Origin of the sequence: [Pseudomonas] carboxydohydrogena, assembly GCF_029030725.1 — a bacterium.
In the GTDB taxonomy this organism is placed as follows: domain Bacteria; phylum Pseudomonadota; class Alphaproteobacteria; order Rhizobiales; family Xanthobacteraceae; genus Afipia; species Afipia carboxydohydrogena.
Genome location: NZ_CP113162.1, coordinates 2,394,905 through 2,409,243, shown reverse-complemented (window position 1 = coordinate 2,409,243; position 14,339 = coordinate 2,394,905). Strand labels below are relative to the sequence as shown.

General features: G+C 62.3%; 17 protein-coding genes. 13 read left to right on the top strand and 4 right to left on the bottom strand.

All coding sequences use genetic code 11. From position 1 onward, the window contains the following. The first annotated feature begins 94 nt into the window (after window positions 1-94). From AFIC_RS11645 to AFIC_RS11620, 6 genes are all read left to right on the top strand, one after another. The gene (locus AFIC_RS11645) at window positions 95-355 is read left to right on the top strand and encodes a hypothetical protein (protein ID WP_275246404.1); all 261 of its coding nucleotides are present in this window, start codon (window positions 95-97) and stop codon (window positions 353-355) included. Window positions 356-505: 150 nt separating this feature from the next. Beyond that, a complete protein-coding gene (locus AFIC_RS11640; RefSeq protein WP_275246403.1) occupies window positions 506-1,771 on the top strand; it encodes an ABC transporter substrate-binding protein in 1,266 nt (421 codons plus the stop codon). Window positions 1,772-1,917: 146 nt separating this feature from the next. Continuing rightward, the gene (locus AFIC_RS11635) at window positions 1,918-2,784 is read left to right on the top strand and encodes a branched-chain amino acid ABC transporter permease (protein ID WP_275246402.1); all 867 of its coding nucleotides are present in this window, start codon (window positions 1,918-1,920) and stop codon (window positions 2,782-2,784) included. Beyond that, on the top strand, window positions 2,784-3,740 hold the full coding sequence (locus AFIC_RS11630) for a branched-chain amino acid ABC transporter permease (protein ID WP_275246401.1): 957 nt from the start codon (window positions 2,784-2,786) through the stop codon (window positions 3,738-3,740). The genes AFIC_RS11635 and AFIC_RS11630 overlap by 1 nt, the downstream gene beginning before the upstream one ends. Continuing rightward, the gene (locus tag AFIC_RS11625; RefSeq protein WP_275246400.1) at window positions 3,737-4,489 is read left to right on the top strand and encodes an ABC transporter ATP-binding protein; all 753 of its coding nucleotides are present in this window, start codon (window positions 3,737-3,739) and stop codon (window positions 4,487-4,489) included. The genes AFIC_RS11630 and AFIC_RS11625 overlap by 4 nt, the downstream gene beginning before the upstream one ends. Beyond that, complete coding sequence (locus AFIC_RS11620) at window positions 4,486-5,220, top strand: ABC transporter ATP-binding protein (RefSeq protein WP_275246399.1); 735 nt, start codon at window positions 4,486-4,488, stop codon at window positions 5,218-5,220. The genes AFIC_RS11625 and AFIC_RS11620 overlap by 4 nt, the downstream gene beginning before the upstream one ends. 30 nt (window positions 5,221-5,250) lie before the next feature. On the opposite strand, the gene AFIC_RS11615 is transcribed toward AFIC_RS11620, so the two are convergent. Continuing rightward, window positions 5,251-5,709, bottom strand: coding sequence for a DUF2147 domain-containing protein (locus AFIC_RS11615; RefSeq protein WP_275246398.1), 459 nt, complete (start codon window positions 5,707-5,709; stop codon window positions 5,251-5,253). On the opposite strand from AFIC_RS11615, the gene AFIC_RS11610 reads away from it, so the two are divergent. The 4 genes from AFIC_RS11610 (at window position 5,708) to AFIC_RS11595 (ending at window position 9,286) form a co-directional block, all read left to right on the top strand. Continuing rightward, the gene (locus AFIC_RS11610) at window positions 5,708-5,830 is read left to right on the top strand and encodes a hypothetical protein (RefSeq protein ID WP_275246397.1); all 123 of its coding nucleotides are present in this window, start codon (window positions 5,708-5,710) and stop codon (window positions 5,828-5,830) included. The genes AFIC_RS11615 and AFIC_RS11610 overlap by 2 nt on opposite strands. 139 nt (window positions 5,831-5,969) lie before the next feature. After that, window positions 5,970-7,046 carry a 3,4-dihydroxy-2-butanone-4-phosphate synthase gene (gene ribB / locus AFIC_RS11605; RefSeq protein ID WP_275246395.1) on the top strand — a complete coding sequence of 359 codons (1,077 nt, stop codon included), beginning with the start codon at window positions 5,970-5,972 and terminating at the stop codon, window positions 7,044-7,046. A gap of 86 nt (window positions 7,047-7,132) precedes the next feature. Continuing rightward, the gene (locus tag AFIC_RS11600; RefSeq protein ID WP_275246394.1) at window positions 7,133-8,338 is read left to right on the top strand and encodes an acyl-CoA dehydrogenase; all 1,206 of its coding nucleotides are present in this window, start codon (window positions 7,133-7,135) and stop codon (window positions 8,336-8,338) included. Between the two features lie 21 nt (window positions 8,339-8,359). Next, window positions 8,360-9,286 (top strand): MBL fold metallo-hydrolase, encoded by a 927-nt coding sequence (locus AFIC_RS11595; RefSeq protein ID WP_275246393.1) that lies wholly within the window; start codon window positions 8,360-8,362, stop codon window positions 9,284-9,286. Here the strand turns inward: AFIC_RS11595 and AFIC_RS11590 are convergent. Beyond that, entirely contained in the window at window positions 9,259-10,110 is an 852-nt protein-coding gene (locus tag AFIC_RS11590; protein WP_275246391.1) for a DUF1499 domain-containing protein, read from the bottom strand. The genes AFIC_RS11595 and AFIC_RS11590 overlap by 28 nt on opposite strands. Window positions 10,111-10,196: 86 nt before the next feature. Then, a complete protein-coding gene (locus AFIC_RS11585) occupies window positions 10,197-10,925 on the bottom strand; it encodes a sulfite exporter TauE/SafE family protein (RefSeq protein ID WP_275246390.1) in 729 nt (242 codons plus the stop codon). Between the two features lie 144 nt (window positions 10,926-11,069). Here AFIC_RS11585 and AFIC_RS11580 point away from each other — a divergent pair, with 144 nt between their 5' ends. Then, window positions 11,070-11,981, top strand: a complete 912-nt coding sequence (locus AFIC_RS11580; RefSeq protein WP_275246388.1) for an extensin family protein — start codon at window positions 11,070-11,072, stop codon at window positions 11,979-11,981. Between the two features lie 63 nt (window positions 11,982-12,044). Here AFIC_RS11580 and AFIC_RS11575 read toward each other — a convergent pair whose 3' ends face one another. Continuing rightward, window positions 12,045-12,719 (bottom strand): L,D-transpeptidase, encoded by a 675-nt coding sequence (locus AFIC_RS11575; protein WP_275246386.1) that lies wholly within the window; start codon window positions 12,717-12,719, stop codon window positions 12,045-12,047. Window positions 12,720-13,022: 303 nt separating this feature from the next. Here AFIC_RS11575 and AFIC_RS11570 point away from each other — a divergent pair, with 303 nt between their 5' ends. Continuing rightward, the gene (locus AFIC_RS11570; RefSeq protein WP_275246384.1) at window positions 13,023-14,000 is read left to right on the top strand and encodes a magnesium transporter CorA family protein; all 978 of its coding nucleotides are present in this window, start codon (window positions 13,023-13,025) and stop codon (window positions 13,998-14,000) included. Between the two features lie 21 nt (window positions 14,001-14,021). Continuing rightward, window positions 14,022-14,339, top strand: coding sequence for a divalent-cation tolerance protein CutA (cutA, locus tag AFIC_RS11565; RefSeq protein WP_275246383.1), 318 nt, complete (start codon window positions 14,022-14,024; stop codon window positions 14,337-14,339).

Here is a 14,339-nt window from a genome sequence, read left to right as displayed (position 1 = left end):
GCCGATTCCGGGCGGATATCCGGAATGACGTGCCATCGTCCCGTTTGTAATTTTTTTCCGAGATTCTTTCAGGATGGCGCGATGAGGAGCGGTGGTGCCTTTTCAGGCTCGCCTGCTGATGCCCATGGGGCGATATCGCGGCACGGCAATTCGCAGCACATATTTTGATGGACGGTGTTCGACACCGTCGCTTGAAGAATATTCCCCGTCCGTGAAAATTCTTGTGGCCGGAATCTGCCCGCGGGCCCTGACTCAATTATATCGGGTGTTCATGGTCGGTTTTTTGCACTGCGTTCTTCTTATCGCAGTGCGATATGAAAAAGAAAAAGACATCGGGACAATTCAACCGGAGTGAGACGAAAGTTTTCCATCACGTTCTCGACAAGAGGCGATATCTGGATTTTAATTTTGCATTCTTTGAGCCAGCATTGGCATCACAAAAAAATTCAAAATCAAAAATGGCCGCGGCCTGAAGCAAAAACAAATCACATCTGGGAGGACGTTTATGAGTTCGAAATTTGAATTACCGAAATTGAGCCGCCGTTCGTTGTTGAAAGCGACCGCGCTTGCAGGTGTTTCGCAGGTTGCGTCTCCCTTTATCGTCCCGTCCTGGGCCGCCGACACCGTCAAGATCGGCATGGACAACTGTCTGACGGGCACCTACGCCGCGACCGGCAAGAATGAAATCATTGGCGCTCAGCTCGCCGTGGATCAAATGAACGCCAAGGGCGGAATTCTTGGCCGCAAAGTTGAGATGCTGGTGGAAGATTCGACCAGTGGCGATGCCGGCACCGCCGTGCAGAAGGCACGCAAGCTGATCGACCGCGATCAGGTCAATTTTATCCTCGGCAATGTGAACTCGGCGCTGGCGCAGGCGATCGCAAACGTCGCCTATGAAAAGAAGATTCTTCACATCGTTCCGGGCGGCCATACCGACACGATCACCGGCACGAATTGCCACTGGAACGTCTTCCGCGTCTGCAACACCACGCGGATGCAGACCAACTCGATCTCGAAGGTGCTGTTCGAGAAGTACGGCAAGAAGTGGTACTTCATCACGCCGGACTATGCCTTCGGCCATACGCTGCAACAGGGCTTCGAGGCCAGCCTGAAGGAGTTCGGTGGAACGAAGGTGGGCGGCGATCTCGTGCCGCTACAGACCACCGACTTCTCGTCCTATCTGATCAAGGCGCAGGCGGCCAATCCCGAGGTCATCATCGTGCTGACGTCGGGCGAGGACATGGTGAACACGCTGAAGCAGGCCGTGCAGTTCGGCCTCGACAAGCGCTTCCATATCGCCGGTGCCCAGCAGGAGCTCGAAGCGCTGAATGGTCTGCCGCCGGAAGCGCGGATCGGAAGCTGGGTGTTCGAATGGTACTGGAAGCAGCCGAACGTGCCGCACGTCGCGGAATTCGTGTCCGAGATTCGCAAGCGGACCGGCGGCCATGTGCCGACCGCGCGCACGTGGTTCGGCTTCGCGTCGGCCTGGACCTGCGCTCTGGCTGCCCAAAACGCCAAGTCGCTCGACTCGGTGAAGATGGCCAGGGCGTTGCAGGGCTTCAAGCTGCCGCCGGAAATCGCGCTGATGCCGAAGGACACGGTCTATCGCGAAGGCGACAACCAGCTCATGCCGACACTTTACGTCGGACACGCGCAGGCGAAGGGCAAGGACGACCCCGAGGATCTGTTCGTCGTCGATATGGAAGTGGATGGCAGCAAAGCTGCTCCGTCAGTCGCCGACACCGGCTGCAAGCTGACATGGCCTGCCTGATGCGGCCTGCCTGATCGGAAATGGTCCCGGGCCGCGCGTTCGCGGTCCGGGTCATTCCAATGGCGTGTGGATAATCGAACTCACGGGTTTGCATGCTGCCGCTTTGACGAGCGGAGTGGCGAACGGGCCAACGGCATTTTCCAGACATGACGCAACTTATTCTCTTCAACATCTTCAACGGGCTGATCGTCGGCGCGTTCTACGCACTGATGGCGCTCGGTCTGTCATTGATCCTCAACCTCTCGGGGACGATCAATTTCGCGCATGGCGGGTTTCTCGCGCTTGGCGGTTACATCGCCTATGCGCTGATCCCTTATATCGGGTTCTGGGGCGGCCTCGTGGTTGCGCCCATCCTCACCGCGTTGCTGGGATTGATCGTCGAGCGGGTTCTGATCCGCAGGGTCTATGGGCGCGATCCGCTCTACAGCCTGCTGCTGACCTTCGGCCTTGCCTTCATCCTGGAGGACGGTGCGCGCTTCGTCTGGGGCGCGCAGAGCTTGCCATTTCAGGTGCCGGGCTGGCTCGTCACGCCACTCAGCCAGGATTATTTCTTCCTGACCGGCTATCGGCTGTTCATGGTGCTGATCGTCGCGGTCGCGGTCGCCGGACTCTTCCTGATCCTGCGCTACACGCGGCTCGGCATCCGCATCCGCGCCGGCACGCATGACCTCGAAACGGTCTCGGTTCTCGGCGTCAATGTGCGCATCCTGCGCAACCTCAATTTCGGTCTCGGCATTTATCTCGCGGGCCTCGCGGGTGTGCTGGCGGTCGGTCAGCTCGGCTTGCAGCCGACCATCGGCAGTTCGCTCATCATGCCGAGTTTCGTGGCCATCATCATCGGCGGCTTGGGCAGCCTGCCGGGAACGCTGCTCGGCGGCCTGCTGATCGGCGTCGCATCCGGTCTCGCCACGGTTTTCTTTCCTTCTGCAACGGAAGCAATCATGTACGTGATGATGGCAGCGGTGCTGCTGGTCCGGCCTCGCGGCCTTCTCGGTGAAGAGGGACGTTTCTGATGGACGCCCTCGACCGTAACAAGCTGCTGGCGAACATCATTGTCTGGGTTGCGCTGGCGGCGATGCCGTACTGGCTTCCGGCCATCGGCGGCTACACCGAACTCGGAACGCGCGTCGTCATCCTCGGCCTCGCCGCGATGTCGCTGAATTTCCTGCTCGGCTACACCGGTGTGCTGTCGTTCGGTCACGCGGCGTATTTCGGCCTCGGTGCGTATGGCGCGGGCCTGATGCTGCGCTATCTCTATCCGAGCACCGGGCTTGCGATCATCTTCGGCGTTCTGATCGGCACGTTCGCGGCCGCGATCATCGGCCCGATGATCATCCGGCTGCGCGGTGTCTATTTCGCGATGGTGACCATCGCGTTCGGCCAGGTGTTCTACTTCATCGCGTTCCGCTGGCATTCGGTGACGGGCGGTGACGATGGCCTGACCGGATGGGGACGCCTCCCGATCGATCTCGGCTTCACCACGCTCGACATTCAGGGCAATTCGCGGCTGTTCTATTTCTTCGTGCTGGCGATCTTCGCCGTCGCGGTCGCGGTGATGGCATGGGTGCTGCGTTCGCCCTTCGGACATACGCTGATCGCCATTCGCGAGAACGAGCGGCGCGCGCGCTTTCTCGGCATTCCGATCGACCGGCATATCTGGATATCGTGGACGATTTCCTGCGCCTTCGTCAGCCTTGCGGGCGCGCTGTATGCGCTCCTGAACAATTTCGTCGATCCGCGCGCGCTGTACTGGACGCAATCCGGCGACTTCGTGATCATGGCGGTGCTGGGCGGCATGCGTTCGTTCTGGGGGCCGCTGATCGGCGCCGCGATCTTCGTCGTGCTGCAAGATTATCTGTCAAGCCAGACCGAGAACTGGATGTCGTTCGTCGGCCTGTTCTTCGTGCTGATCGTGCTGTTCTTCCCGCGCGGTGTGCTGGGCGCGCTGAAACGGAAGGCCACGTCATGAGCATCCTGCGGATCGAAAACGTCACCAAGCGGTTCGGCAGCCTTGTCGCCGTGGACAGCGTCTCGCTGACCGTGCAGCCGGGCGAGTTGCGGGCGGTGATCGGCCCAAACGGCGCCGGCAAGACCACGTTCTTCAACATGATCAGCGGCTTTCTGAGCCCGAGCGCCGGCAAGATCACATTCAACGAGACCGATGTGACGGACATGCCGCCGGTCGAGCGGGTCTGGAGCGGCATGGCGCGCACGTTCCAGATCACGGAGATATTTCCCGAACTGTCGGTCTACGAGAATATCCGGGTCGCGGTCGAGGTTGCGGAAGGCCATCGCCTCAGCTTCCGGATGTCGCCCGAGGCGGCCGGGAAGGTCGCGGCGCGGGTTGCCGACCTGATCAGGATGGGCGGACTGACGGACAAGGCCGATCGTATCGCGGGCGAGCTGTCGCATGGCGACCAGCGCGCGACCGAGATCATGATGGCGATCGCGCTCAACCCGAAATTGCTGCTGCTCGACGAGCCGACCGCTGGCATGGGCGATCAGGAAACCTATGACGTGACGCAACTGATCCGGAAACTGCATCGCGACGAGAAGCTCACCATCGTGCTGATCGAGCACGACATGCGCGTCGTCTTTCATCTGGCCGACCGCATCACGGTGCTGGCCGAAGGCAAGATGCTGGCGGAAGGCACGCCGCCGGAGATCGCCGCCAATGAGATCGTGCAGGCGGCCTATCTCGGAAAGGGTGCGGCATGACAAGCGTGGTGCTCGAGGCCGAGGGCCTTCACACTTATTACGGCAAGAGCCACATCCTGCGCGGCGTCGGTCTTGAGGTCCGGGAAGGGGAGATCGTCTCGCTGCTCGGCCGCAACGGGGCGGGGAAAAGCACGACCATGCGCAGCCTGATGGGACTGACCAAGGCGCGCGAGGGAACGGTGCGGATTTTCGGCCAGACCACGACGCAGCTCAATCCCTATCGCATTGCCGCGCTCGGCGTCGGCTTCGTGCCGGAGGGACGGAAGATATTCCCGAACCTGACGGTGGAGGAAAACCTGAAAGTGCCGGCCGAGCGGCCGGGACCGTGGTCGATCGAACGGGTGTACGAACTGTTTCCGCGGCTGGCGGAACGCAAGGCCAACAAGGGCGGACAGTTGTCCGGCGGCGAACAGGAAATGCTGGCGATCGCGCGCGCGCTGTTGCTCAATCCGAAACTGATCCTGCTCGATGAGCCGTCGCAGGGTCTTGCGCCGCTGATCGTGCAGGAGGTCTTTCGGGTAATCCAGCGCGCGCGGGAGCAGGGCATCTCGGTGCTGCTGGTCGAGCAGAACGTGCGCGCGGCGGTCGAGATTTCGGATCGCGCCTACGTGCTCGACGATGGCCATGTGGTGTATTCCGGTATTGCCTCGGAATTCGCCCGCGACGAGGAGCGGGTCAGGGCACTGGCCGGTGCGAGCGCCGAAAGCTGGGACCCGCAACCCGGCACGTAATCGCGCCCCGGCTTCGCGCGCGGAGCCGGCTTAATTGCCGACCTTGCTCCACGTCTCGCCGCCGCACAGCGCGCCGACGCAGCCTTCCACGCGCAGCCGCGCCGGTCCCTGAAGCATGACCTTACTGGCGTAGAACTGGCCGTCATCCGCATTGTAGATACGGCCCGCCCAACTCGTGGGACCGGTCGCGCGCATGTCGTTGAACAGATTGAGCCCGACGACGGGGCGCTGGGCGAGCGCCGGATTCGGATTCTTGTTGTCGGTCGCGGGCTTTCCGGTGTCCGGGTCGATCGGCTCGCGCAGGCCGATCACCTTGCCGCAAATCCCTGCGCCGCAGGTCGTGATGCGAATCCTGGCGTCGCCTTTTTCCGTCAGCCAGATGCCGGTCACGGCGTTCGTGGTCTGAGCGTTGCCGGGAAGCGGGATGGTGGCGGCCATGACGATGCCCGCAAGACCGGCGATCAGGATTCGGGTGACGAAAGGGGTCATGAAAATCGTGCAACTGGCCGATGATGTGAAGGATGGGCGACGGCGGGAGCGGCCGGCGAATTCCGTTCTGGATATGGGCGATTGGGCACCTATGTTCAATGCGTCAAATGGTGGGCTGTGAAAAGAGTCTATGAAAACCTTACGGAATTCCGATTGTGCCATTTGCCCCGGATAGGTAAGGAATTGTCAGCACGCAGGCCGTTGCACGAGGCCGCGCGGAGCGTCATACGATCCATAGAGTTGCGTCAGAGAACCGAAAAATGCCGAATTCCATTGCCGACGTTCTGAAGGCTTTTGCCGCGGGCGAGATTGTCGTCGTGACCGATGACGATGACCGCGAGGGCGAGGGCGATCTGATCGTCGCCGCCAGCCTGTGCACTTCGGAGAAGATGGCTTTCATCATCCGTCACACCTCCGGCATCGTCTGCGCGCCGTTGACGGTGGAGGATGCGCGGCGTCTGCGTCTCGATCCGATGGTCGCTCACAACGATTCCAACCACACCACCGCGTTCACGGTGTCGATCGACTACAAGCCCGGCATGACCACCGGCATTTCCGCCGATGAGCGGGTCGCGTGTTGCCGCGCGCTGGCCAATCCGAATGCGGGTGCGGCGGACTTCGCGCGGCCGGGACATATCTTTCCGCTGATCGCGCGCGAGGGCGGCGTGCTGCTGCGTGCGGGCCATACCGAAGCGGCGGTCGATCTGTGCAAGCTCGCCAAGCTGCCGCCTGTCGGCGTCATCAGCGAACTGATGAATGACGATGGCACGGTGATGAAGGGCCAGCAGGTCGCGGATTTCGCCCAGAAGCATAACCTGAAGCACGTCACCATCGCGGACATGATCGCTTACCGGCAGGCGCGGGAAAAGCTGATCGAGCGTGTCTCGACATTCACGACGGATTCCCCGATCGGACCGTTGCAGGGCTACGCCTATCGTTCCCCGTTCGACCCGGTCTATCATGCGGCTTTCGTCTATAAGGGGCTCGGCGACGGCAAGGGCGTGCTGACCCGCATTCACAAACCGAACGTCATCAAGGATATTTTCTTCAGCTCGCATCGCCTCGAGAAGGTGCTGGAGCGGTTCAAGGCCAATGGCAGCGGCGTTCTCGTCTATCTGCGCGACGGCGTTGTCGGCGTCCCGGTGGCGCCTCTGGAACAGCATCACTCCTCGGAGGAAGACCGGCATCGCCAGTGGCGCGAAGTCGGCATCGGCGCGCAGATCCTGCGCGATCTCGGCGTGACGTCGATCCGGCACCTGACGTCCGCGGTTCACGACTACAAGGGCCTCTCGGGCTACGGCATCGAGATCGTCGGCAACGAACCCTTCGAAAGCTGACGACATATCGTAACGGCCACCCGGTATACGGCCCGCGCGACGGCGTGCTAGGCTTTCCCCTGACAACATAGCGATGAGAGATTGCCATGAGCGCGCGTATCCCGGCGAAGGACAAGCCCGCATTCAAGTGGGACGACCCGTTTCTGCTTGACGATCAACTGACCGAAGACGAGCGGATGATCCGCGATACCGCGCATGCCTATGCGCAGGAGAAGCTGCTGCCGCGCGTGCGCGAGGCGTATGACGACGAGACGGCGGATCGCGATATTTTTCGCGAGATGGGCGAGCTTGGCCTGATCGGCATCACGCTGCCGGAAGAATATGGCTGCGCCAATGCCAGCTACGTCGCCTACGGGCTTGTCGCCCGCGAGGTCGAGCGGGTGGATTCCGGCTATCGCTCGATGAACAGCGTGCAGTCCTCGCTGGTGATGTATCCGATCTACGCCTATGGCGACGAGGCGCAGCGCAGGAAGTATCTGCCGAAACTCGCGAGCGGCGAATGGGTCGGCTGTTTCGGCCTGACCGAGCCGGACGCGGGCTCCGATGTCGACAGCATGAAGACGCGCGCCGAGAAAGTATCGGACGGCTACCGGCTCACCGGCTCGAAGATGTGGATTTCCAACGCGCCGATCGCGGACGTGTTCGTGATCTGGGCGAAATCGCAGGCGCATGACAACAAGATTCGCGGTTTCATCCTCGAAAAGGGAATGAAGGGTCTGTCGGCGCCGAAGATCGCGGGCAAGCTGTCGTTGCGCGCCTCGATTACCGGCGAGGTGGTGATGGATGGCGTGGTGGTGCCGGAGAGCGCGCTGCTGCCCAACGTATCGGGTCTGTCCGGTCCGTTCGGTTGCCTCAACCGCGCGCGCTACGGCATCTCGTGGGGCGTGATGGGGGCTGCGGAGGATTGCTTCCAGCGCGCGCGGCAATATGTGCTCGACCGCAAGCAGTTCGGCCGGCCGCTCGCGGCCACCCAGTTGATGCAGAAGAAGCTCGCGGACATGGAGACCGAGATCGCGCTCGGCCTGCAAGGCTCGTTGCGGGTCGGCCGCCTGATGGATGAAGGCAAGTTCGCGCCCGAAATGATTTCGCTAATGAAGCGCAACAATTGCGGCAAGGCGCTCGATATCGCCCGCGTCGCGCGCGACATGCATGGCGGCAACGGCATCTCCAGCGAATTCCATGTCATGCGCCATGCCCAGAATCTGGAAAGCGTGAACACCTATGAAGGCACGCATGACGTGCACGCGCTGATCATCGGCCGTGCCATCACCGGCATTCAGGCCTTTATGTAAGACGGGTGGCGATCCGCACGCATGTCCGTCAATGATGACATTCCGTTCAATCGCGATTTTCCGCTGAAGCCGGGAGTTGTCGATCGCCCCGTGCCGGGGGTGCGGCGCGTCGTGTGCGACAATCCCGGTCCCTTCACCTTCACCGGCACGGTGAGCTACATCGTGGGCGAGGGCCGTGTCGCCATCGTCGATCCGGGGCCGGACGACGCGACGCACATCGCCGCGTTGCTCGATGCGGTGCGCGGGGAGACCGTGACGCATATTTTCGTCACGCATACCCATCGCGATCATTCGCCTGCGGTGCCGCTGATCAAAAAGGCGACCGGCGCGACCGTCTATGCCGAAGGGCCGCACCGTCCCGCGCGGCCGATGCATGCGGATGAGCCGCCGCGCCACGAATCCAACGATCTGGATTTCCGTCCCGATGTTCGACTGACGGATGGCGAGGTCGTTGAGGGCGAGGGATGGGCGTTGCAGGCCGTCGCCACGCCGGGCCATACCGCCAACCACATGGCGTTTTCATGGGTAGAGCGCTCGCTCACCTTCGTCGGCGATCATGTCATGGGTTGGTCCACCACCATCGTGGTGCCGCCGGACGGTGCGATGATCGACTACATGGCCTCGCTCGAGAAGCTCGCCGCGCGCCCCGAGCAGCTTTATTTTCCCGGCCACGGGCCGGAAATTCCGGAAGGCCCGCGCTTCACCCAGTTCATGATCCGGCACCGCAGGGCGCGCGAGGCTTCGATCCTGCATCGCCTGGCGAAGGGCGAGGCGGACATTCCGAGCATCGTGCGCGCGAGCTATATCGGGATCGATCCACGGCTGATGAACGCGGCGGGCTATTCGGTGCTGGCGCATCTGGAGGACATGGTCGAGCGCGGCATCGTCGCGACCGACGGTGCGCCGACCATCGACAAGACCTACCGCCTCCTGGCGCCCTTGGGCTGAGGCTCCTTGGCCGGGGCGAGAATCTTCTTTTCGGGCTTGGCGTTGTCGGCGGCGTCGTTGAGGTCGCTCGCGAACGCGCTGATGCGCGCGGCGTTGCTGCCGAAATCATGCTCGAAATAGCGCGAGGACGAGCGCATATCGACGCGCGATCCGTCCTCGTCGGGCACGATGCGGATCGAGACATCCTCGCGCAGGCCCATCACGAGCGTGCGCGCCACGGCCTCGATCCGTCCGACCCGTTGCGGCGGCAGGGGCGGGCGTTCGTCGACGATCAGCCATTTGCGGTGCGCGACGAGCCGCAGCACCATCTCGTAGGCCCGCTGCGGCGACAGATCGAGCAGGATCGGCTCGATCTTGGGATAAGCCTTGCGCTGCAACTCGGCGGAATAGAGGCCGGCATAGGCGGCGGTGTTAGCGCCGTCGGCGGCGCGCAGGCGGGCCAGCGCATCGAAGCGGGGCGGATCGATCGGATCGGTGGAGATGTCGTACAGGCGCGGCAGGCGCTGATACTGGATGGCCAGATAGGCCGGGTAGGCGAGGATCAGCGCGTTGACGATCAGCGCGAACAGGATGCGGGTCATGCCGCGCGATCCGTTCTGCCAGATCGCGGCGAAGGCGGCGAAACACAGAAGGATGGAAATGCCGGAAAGCGCCAGCGCGCCGAAGAAGGTCGCGAGCGCGGGACGGAAATCGAGAAAGCCGAAGCGTACCACCAGCACCGACGCAAGGGTGGCGACCAGTGCGAACAGGGCCATCCGCCGTGCCCATGAGGCGAGGGCGGAGATCGGCTCCTTCTGATAGGCGGCGGAAAAGCGGCGGGCCATTCGACGATCCACTGGCGCGGGAGGATGCGCCGACGGGTTCACGTAGCCCATTTCCGTGCGCGGAGGGAAGCCGCAGAACGGCGAATTCACGCCGCGACTACCGCATTCCAGACCATGGTCAGGCCGGAGATCAGCATCAGGCCGTCCATGACATGGCGGAAGGTGTCTGGCGAGAGCCGCAGCACGAACGGTTTTGCGATGAAGGTGCCCGCCATGATGGAAAAGCCGGTGATGAAGCCCTTCAGCACGAGATCCCATGGCAGCGCGCCGCTGGTCTGGAAGGTCAGCACCTTGACCACATAGATCACCAGCGAGGATGCGGCCTCCGTCGCGAGGAAAGCGCCCTTCACCAGCCCGTAGCCGAGGAACACCGGAACGGAAATCGGCCCCGTGGACACCACGATGCCGGTCAGGAATCCGATGATCGCGCCTGCCAGAGCCATGTGCCACAGCTTCAGGCGGATCATCCGGCTGCCAAGCCAGTGCCGGATCGGAATCATCGAGATCAGAAACAGCCCGATGGTGAGATCGACCGCGCGGTTTGGCAGGATCAGGAGCGTCTGCGCGCCAAGGAACGCCGCCGGACCGCCGGTGATGCTGTAAGCCGCGAAGGCGCGCCAGTCGACCGTGCGCCACCATGCGAGGATGCGCGAGAAGTTCGCCATCACGGCGGCGACGGCCATGATCGGAACGGCCGCTTTCGGGCCGTAGATCGTTGCCAGCACCGGCACGAGCATGATGGACGAGCCGGTTCCAACGATCCCGCTGAAAATACCGGCCACGAGCCCCACAATGAGAATAAGAATCAGCCCCATGGTTCCGTTCTATCGTATCGATCCAGCCGCCGGAATTGGCAGTGGCTGCATCGCACTTTATGCTGGCGCCAGACGCGTGCGAACGCACCGGCTTCTTTTCATCCCTCCTGTAGAAATCCGAATCCCGGAATGCCTTGCCCGCCGATGCTCTTTCACCGAAATCATCGCGCGGAGATGCTCCGGAGCGCAGGCGTAGCCCTCGTGCTCGGCCTTTCGCTCACGATGCCGTCCGTGGCGGAGACTGCCGTGCCCTTGCCGCAGCCTCGGCCTGCGGAAGCTCCAGCGGCAGCGGCAGCAGGCGGCGACACGGCTCCGAAATCGGAGGAGGGCAACGCAGCGGCTCCCGCTCCACCGGCCGCCCCCGAGCCTTCGGCTTGCCGCCGTGCGCTAACCGGGGATATCGCCATCGCGCCGTCGATCGCGCCGATCCACGAGGCCAATGGATGCGGGGGTGACGATCTGGTGAAACTCGAAGCTGTTGTGCTGCGCGGCGGTCAGCGTGTCGATCTGAAACCGGCGGCGACGCTGCGCTGTGAGATGGCGCGCGCGGTGGCGGATTGGATTCGCGACGATGCCGAACCGCTCGCGGAAAGCCTCGGTTCCGTTCTCAGGGGTCTCGATAATTTCGATTCCTACGAGTGTCGCGGCCGTAACCGGGTGAAGGGCGCCAAGCTGTCGGAACACGGCAAGGCGAATGCGCTCGATGTCCGCAGCCTCGATCTCGCCAACGGCACGAAACTCTCGCTGACGGATCGCGGTCTATCGCGCGAGATTCGCGAAAAGGTGCTGTGGTCGGTGTGCGGGCGTTTCACCACGGTGCTCGGGCCGGGCTCGGACTGGTATCACGAAGACCACATCCATCTCGACATCGCGCAGCGCCGCAACAATTACAAACTGTGCCAGTGGAACGTGTACGATCCGCTGCCGGAAACGCCGCCGCTGTTGCCCGCCGAACGGCCCTCGGATGCGCCGCCGCGTGCCGCGGCGGTGGAGCAGGGTACGGCGGCTTCCGGCGAGGCCGCGGACAGGCAGGACGAGCCTGCACGCGAGAAATGACCAGCGCCCAATAAAAAACGCCGCCCATTGGGCGGCGTTTGTCGTCAGATGAATTGCAGAGGCTTACTGGTAAGCCGTGCCGCCTTGCAGCGCCATCTTTGAATTGTAGGGCGAGTCGCCCTGCTTGGGATCGAGCACGACGACGATCGCGCCCATCTTGACCTTGTTGTACAGGTCGATGACGTCCTCGTTGGTCATGCGGATGCAGCCCGAGGAAATCGAGGCGCCGATATATTCCGGCTGGTTGGTACCGTGGATGCGGAACAGCGTGTCCTTGCCGCCCGAATACAGGTAGATCGCGCGCGATCCCATCGGGTTGTCCGGGCCGCCCTTGACGAAGGTCGGAACGCCAAGACGCTTGATCTCGCCCGGGGTGGGGTGCCAGTCCGGCCACTCGGTCATGGCGCCGACCTTGGCGATGCCGGACCAGGCCATGGCTTCCTCGCCGACGGTGATGCCGTAGCGGATCGCCTTGCCGCCATCGAGGACGTAATAAAGGTAGTGGTTGTCGGAATCGACCACGATGGAACCGGGCGCTTCCTTGCGGTGATATTCGACGATGGCGCGACGGAACGGCTCGGCGACCGGCGTTTTGACGTAGGACACCTTGGCCAGGTAATCCTTGTCACGCGGCTTGAGCAGGCTTTCGTTCATGGCCTCGTAATGGGTTGTCTGCATGCAACCCGCCAGCATCAGGCCGGCGACGAGAACGGCAAACTTGGAAGCAATCGACGGCATCGATGTAAATCCCGGTGGCGGCGAAAGATCGAAAATGGCTCTTAAGGAGCGACGCGCCGCCGCAGTATCGCTACAGTTTATAAACATCAGGTTTTCACCCAATTCCAGAGATTCGGCGCAGGTTTTGCTACGCAACATCGGACCTGTGGCATTGCTGCCGCACTCCTGTGCGACAAATACCCCTTGAGGATACCCCTCATCACGGAATTGGCATTTCCCGGGCTTTTCACCCCTCCCGGCTTGCCGAATCGAACGAATTTGTGTTTTGGCGAGGCGACACCACGCCGCATGCCGGAGGCTTTCATGCTGTCAGTATTCGCACCTTCGGCAGGCTCGCTGAAAAAGCTGGAAACCGTGGATCTCGCCGCGCTGCCGGAGGACGCCGTCTGGCTGGACCTCAAATCGCCGATTCCCGGCGAGGACAAGGCGGTGGAAAAGCTCGTGGGCATCGAAATTCCGACCCGCGAAGACATGCAGGAGATCGAAATCTCCTCGCGTCTCTATGTCGAGAACGGCGCGCGCTACATGACGGCGACCCTGATGTGCGGCACCGATGGCGCCAACCCGCGCACCGCGCCGGTGTCGTTCATCCTGACCGCGCATCGCCTCGTCACGGTGCGCTACGACGAGCCGAAACCCTTCATGCTGATTGCCGCCAAGCTCGGCCGGGCGTGCCCCTCGGGAATTACGGGCGACACCGTGCTGCTCGATCTGCTCGATGCAATCATCGACCGTTCCGCCGATATTCTCGAGCGTGTCGGGTCCGATGTCGATAACGTGAGCAACGAGATTTTCGAGCCGTCCGCCGACCGTGGCCACGCGCGCAAATATTCCCAGATCCTTCTCACCATCGGCCGCAAGGGCGACCTGACATCGAAGGTGCGTGAAAGTCTGGTGTCGATCGGGCGTGTCATTTCCTTCGTCACCGTCGAGACCGACCAGAACGGGCGCTGGAGCAAGGAGCAGAAGGCGCAGTTCAAGACCCTGCAACGCGACGTGCAGTCGCTGACCGATCACGCCTCTTATCTGTCGAACAAGATCACCTTCGTGCTCGACGCCATGCTCGGCGTCGTCAACCTCGAACAGAACAACATCATCAAGCTGTTCTCGGTGATGGCGGTGGTCTTGATGCCGCCGACCCTGATCGCCTCGATCTACGGCATGAACTTCAAGATGATGCCGGAGCTGGAATGGCCGCACGGCTATCCGCTGGCGCTGATTGCGATGCTGATGGCGGCGGTGCTGCCGTATGTGTTCTTCAAGTGGAAGAAGTGGCTGTAGTTTCCTTGGAAGCGGGTTGCGATGGCCGGTGACGCCTGCATCGTGATGACGACCGTGATGAGCGCGGAACAGGCGAGGGAGCTCGCGCGCGCCGTCATCGAGGTTCGTCTCGCCGCCTGTGCGCAGACTCTGCCGATTTCGAGTTGCTATCGCTGGGACGGCAAGATTGTCGAGGACGGCGAACAGATGATCCTGTTCAAGACATTGGCCGATCAATATTCCGCGCTCGAGGCATTTCTCCTCGAACGGCATCCCTACGAGGTGCCGGAGATCGTCCGGTTGCCGGTCGATGGTGTCAGCGGAAAATACCGGGATTGGCTCGCAGGCGAAGTCGGCTGA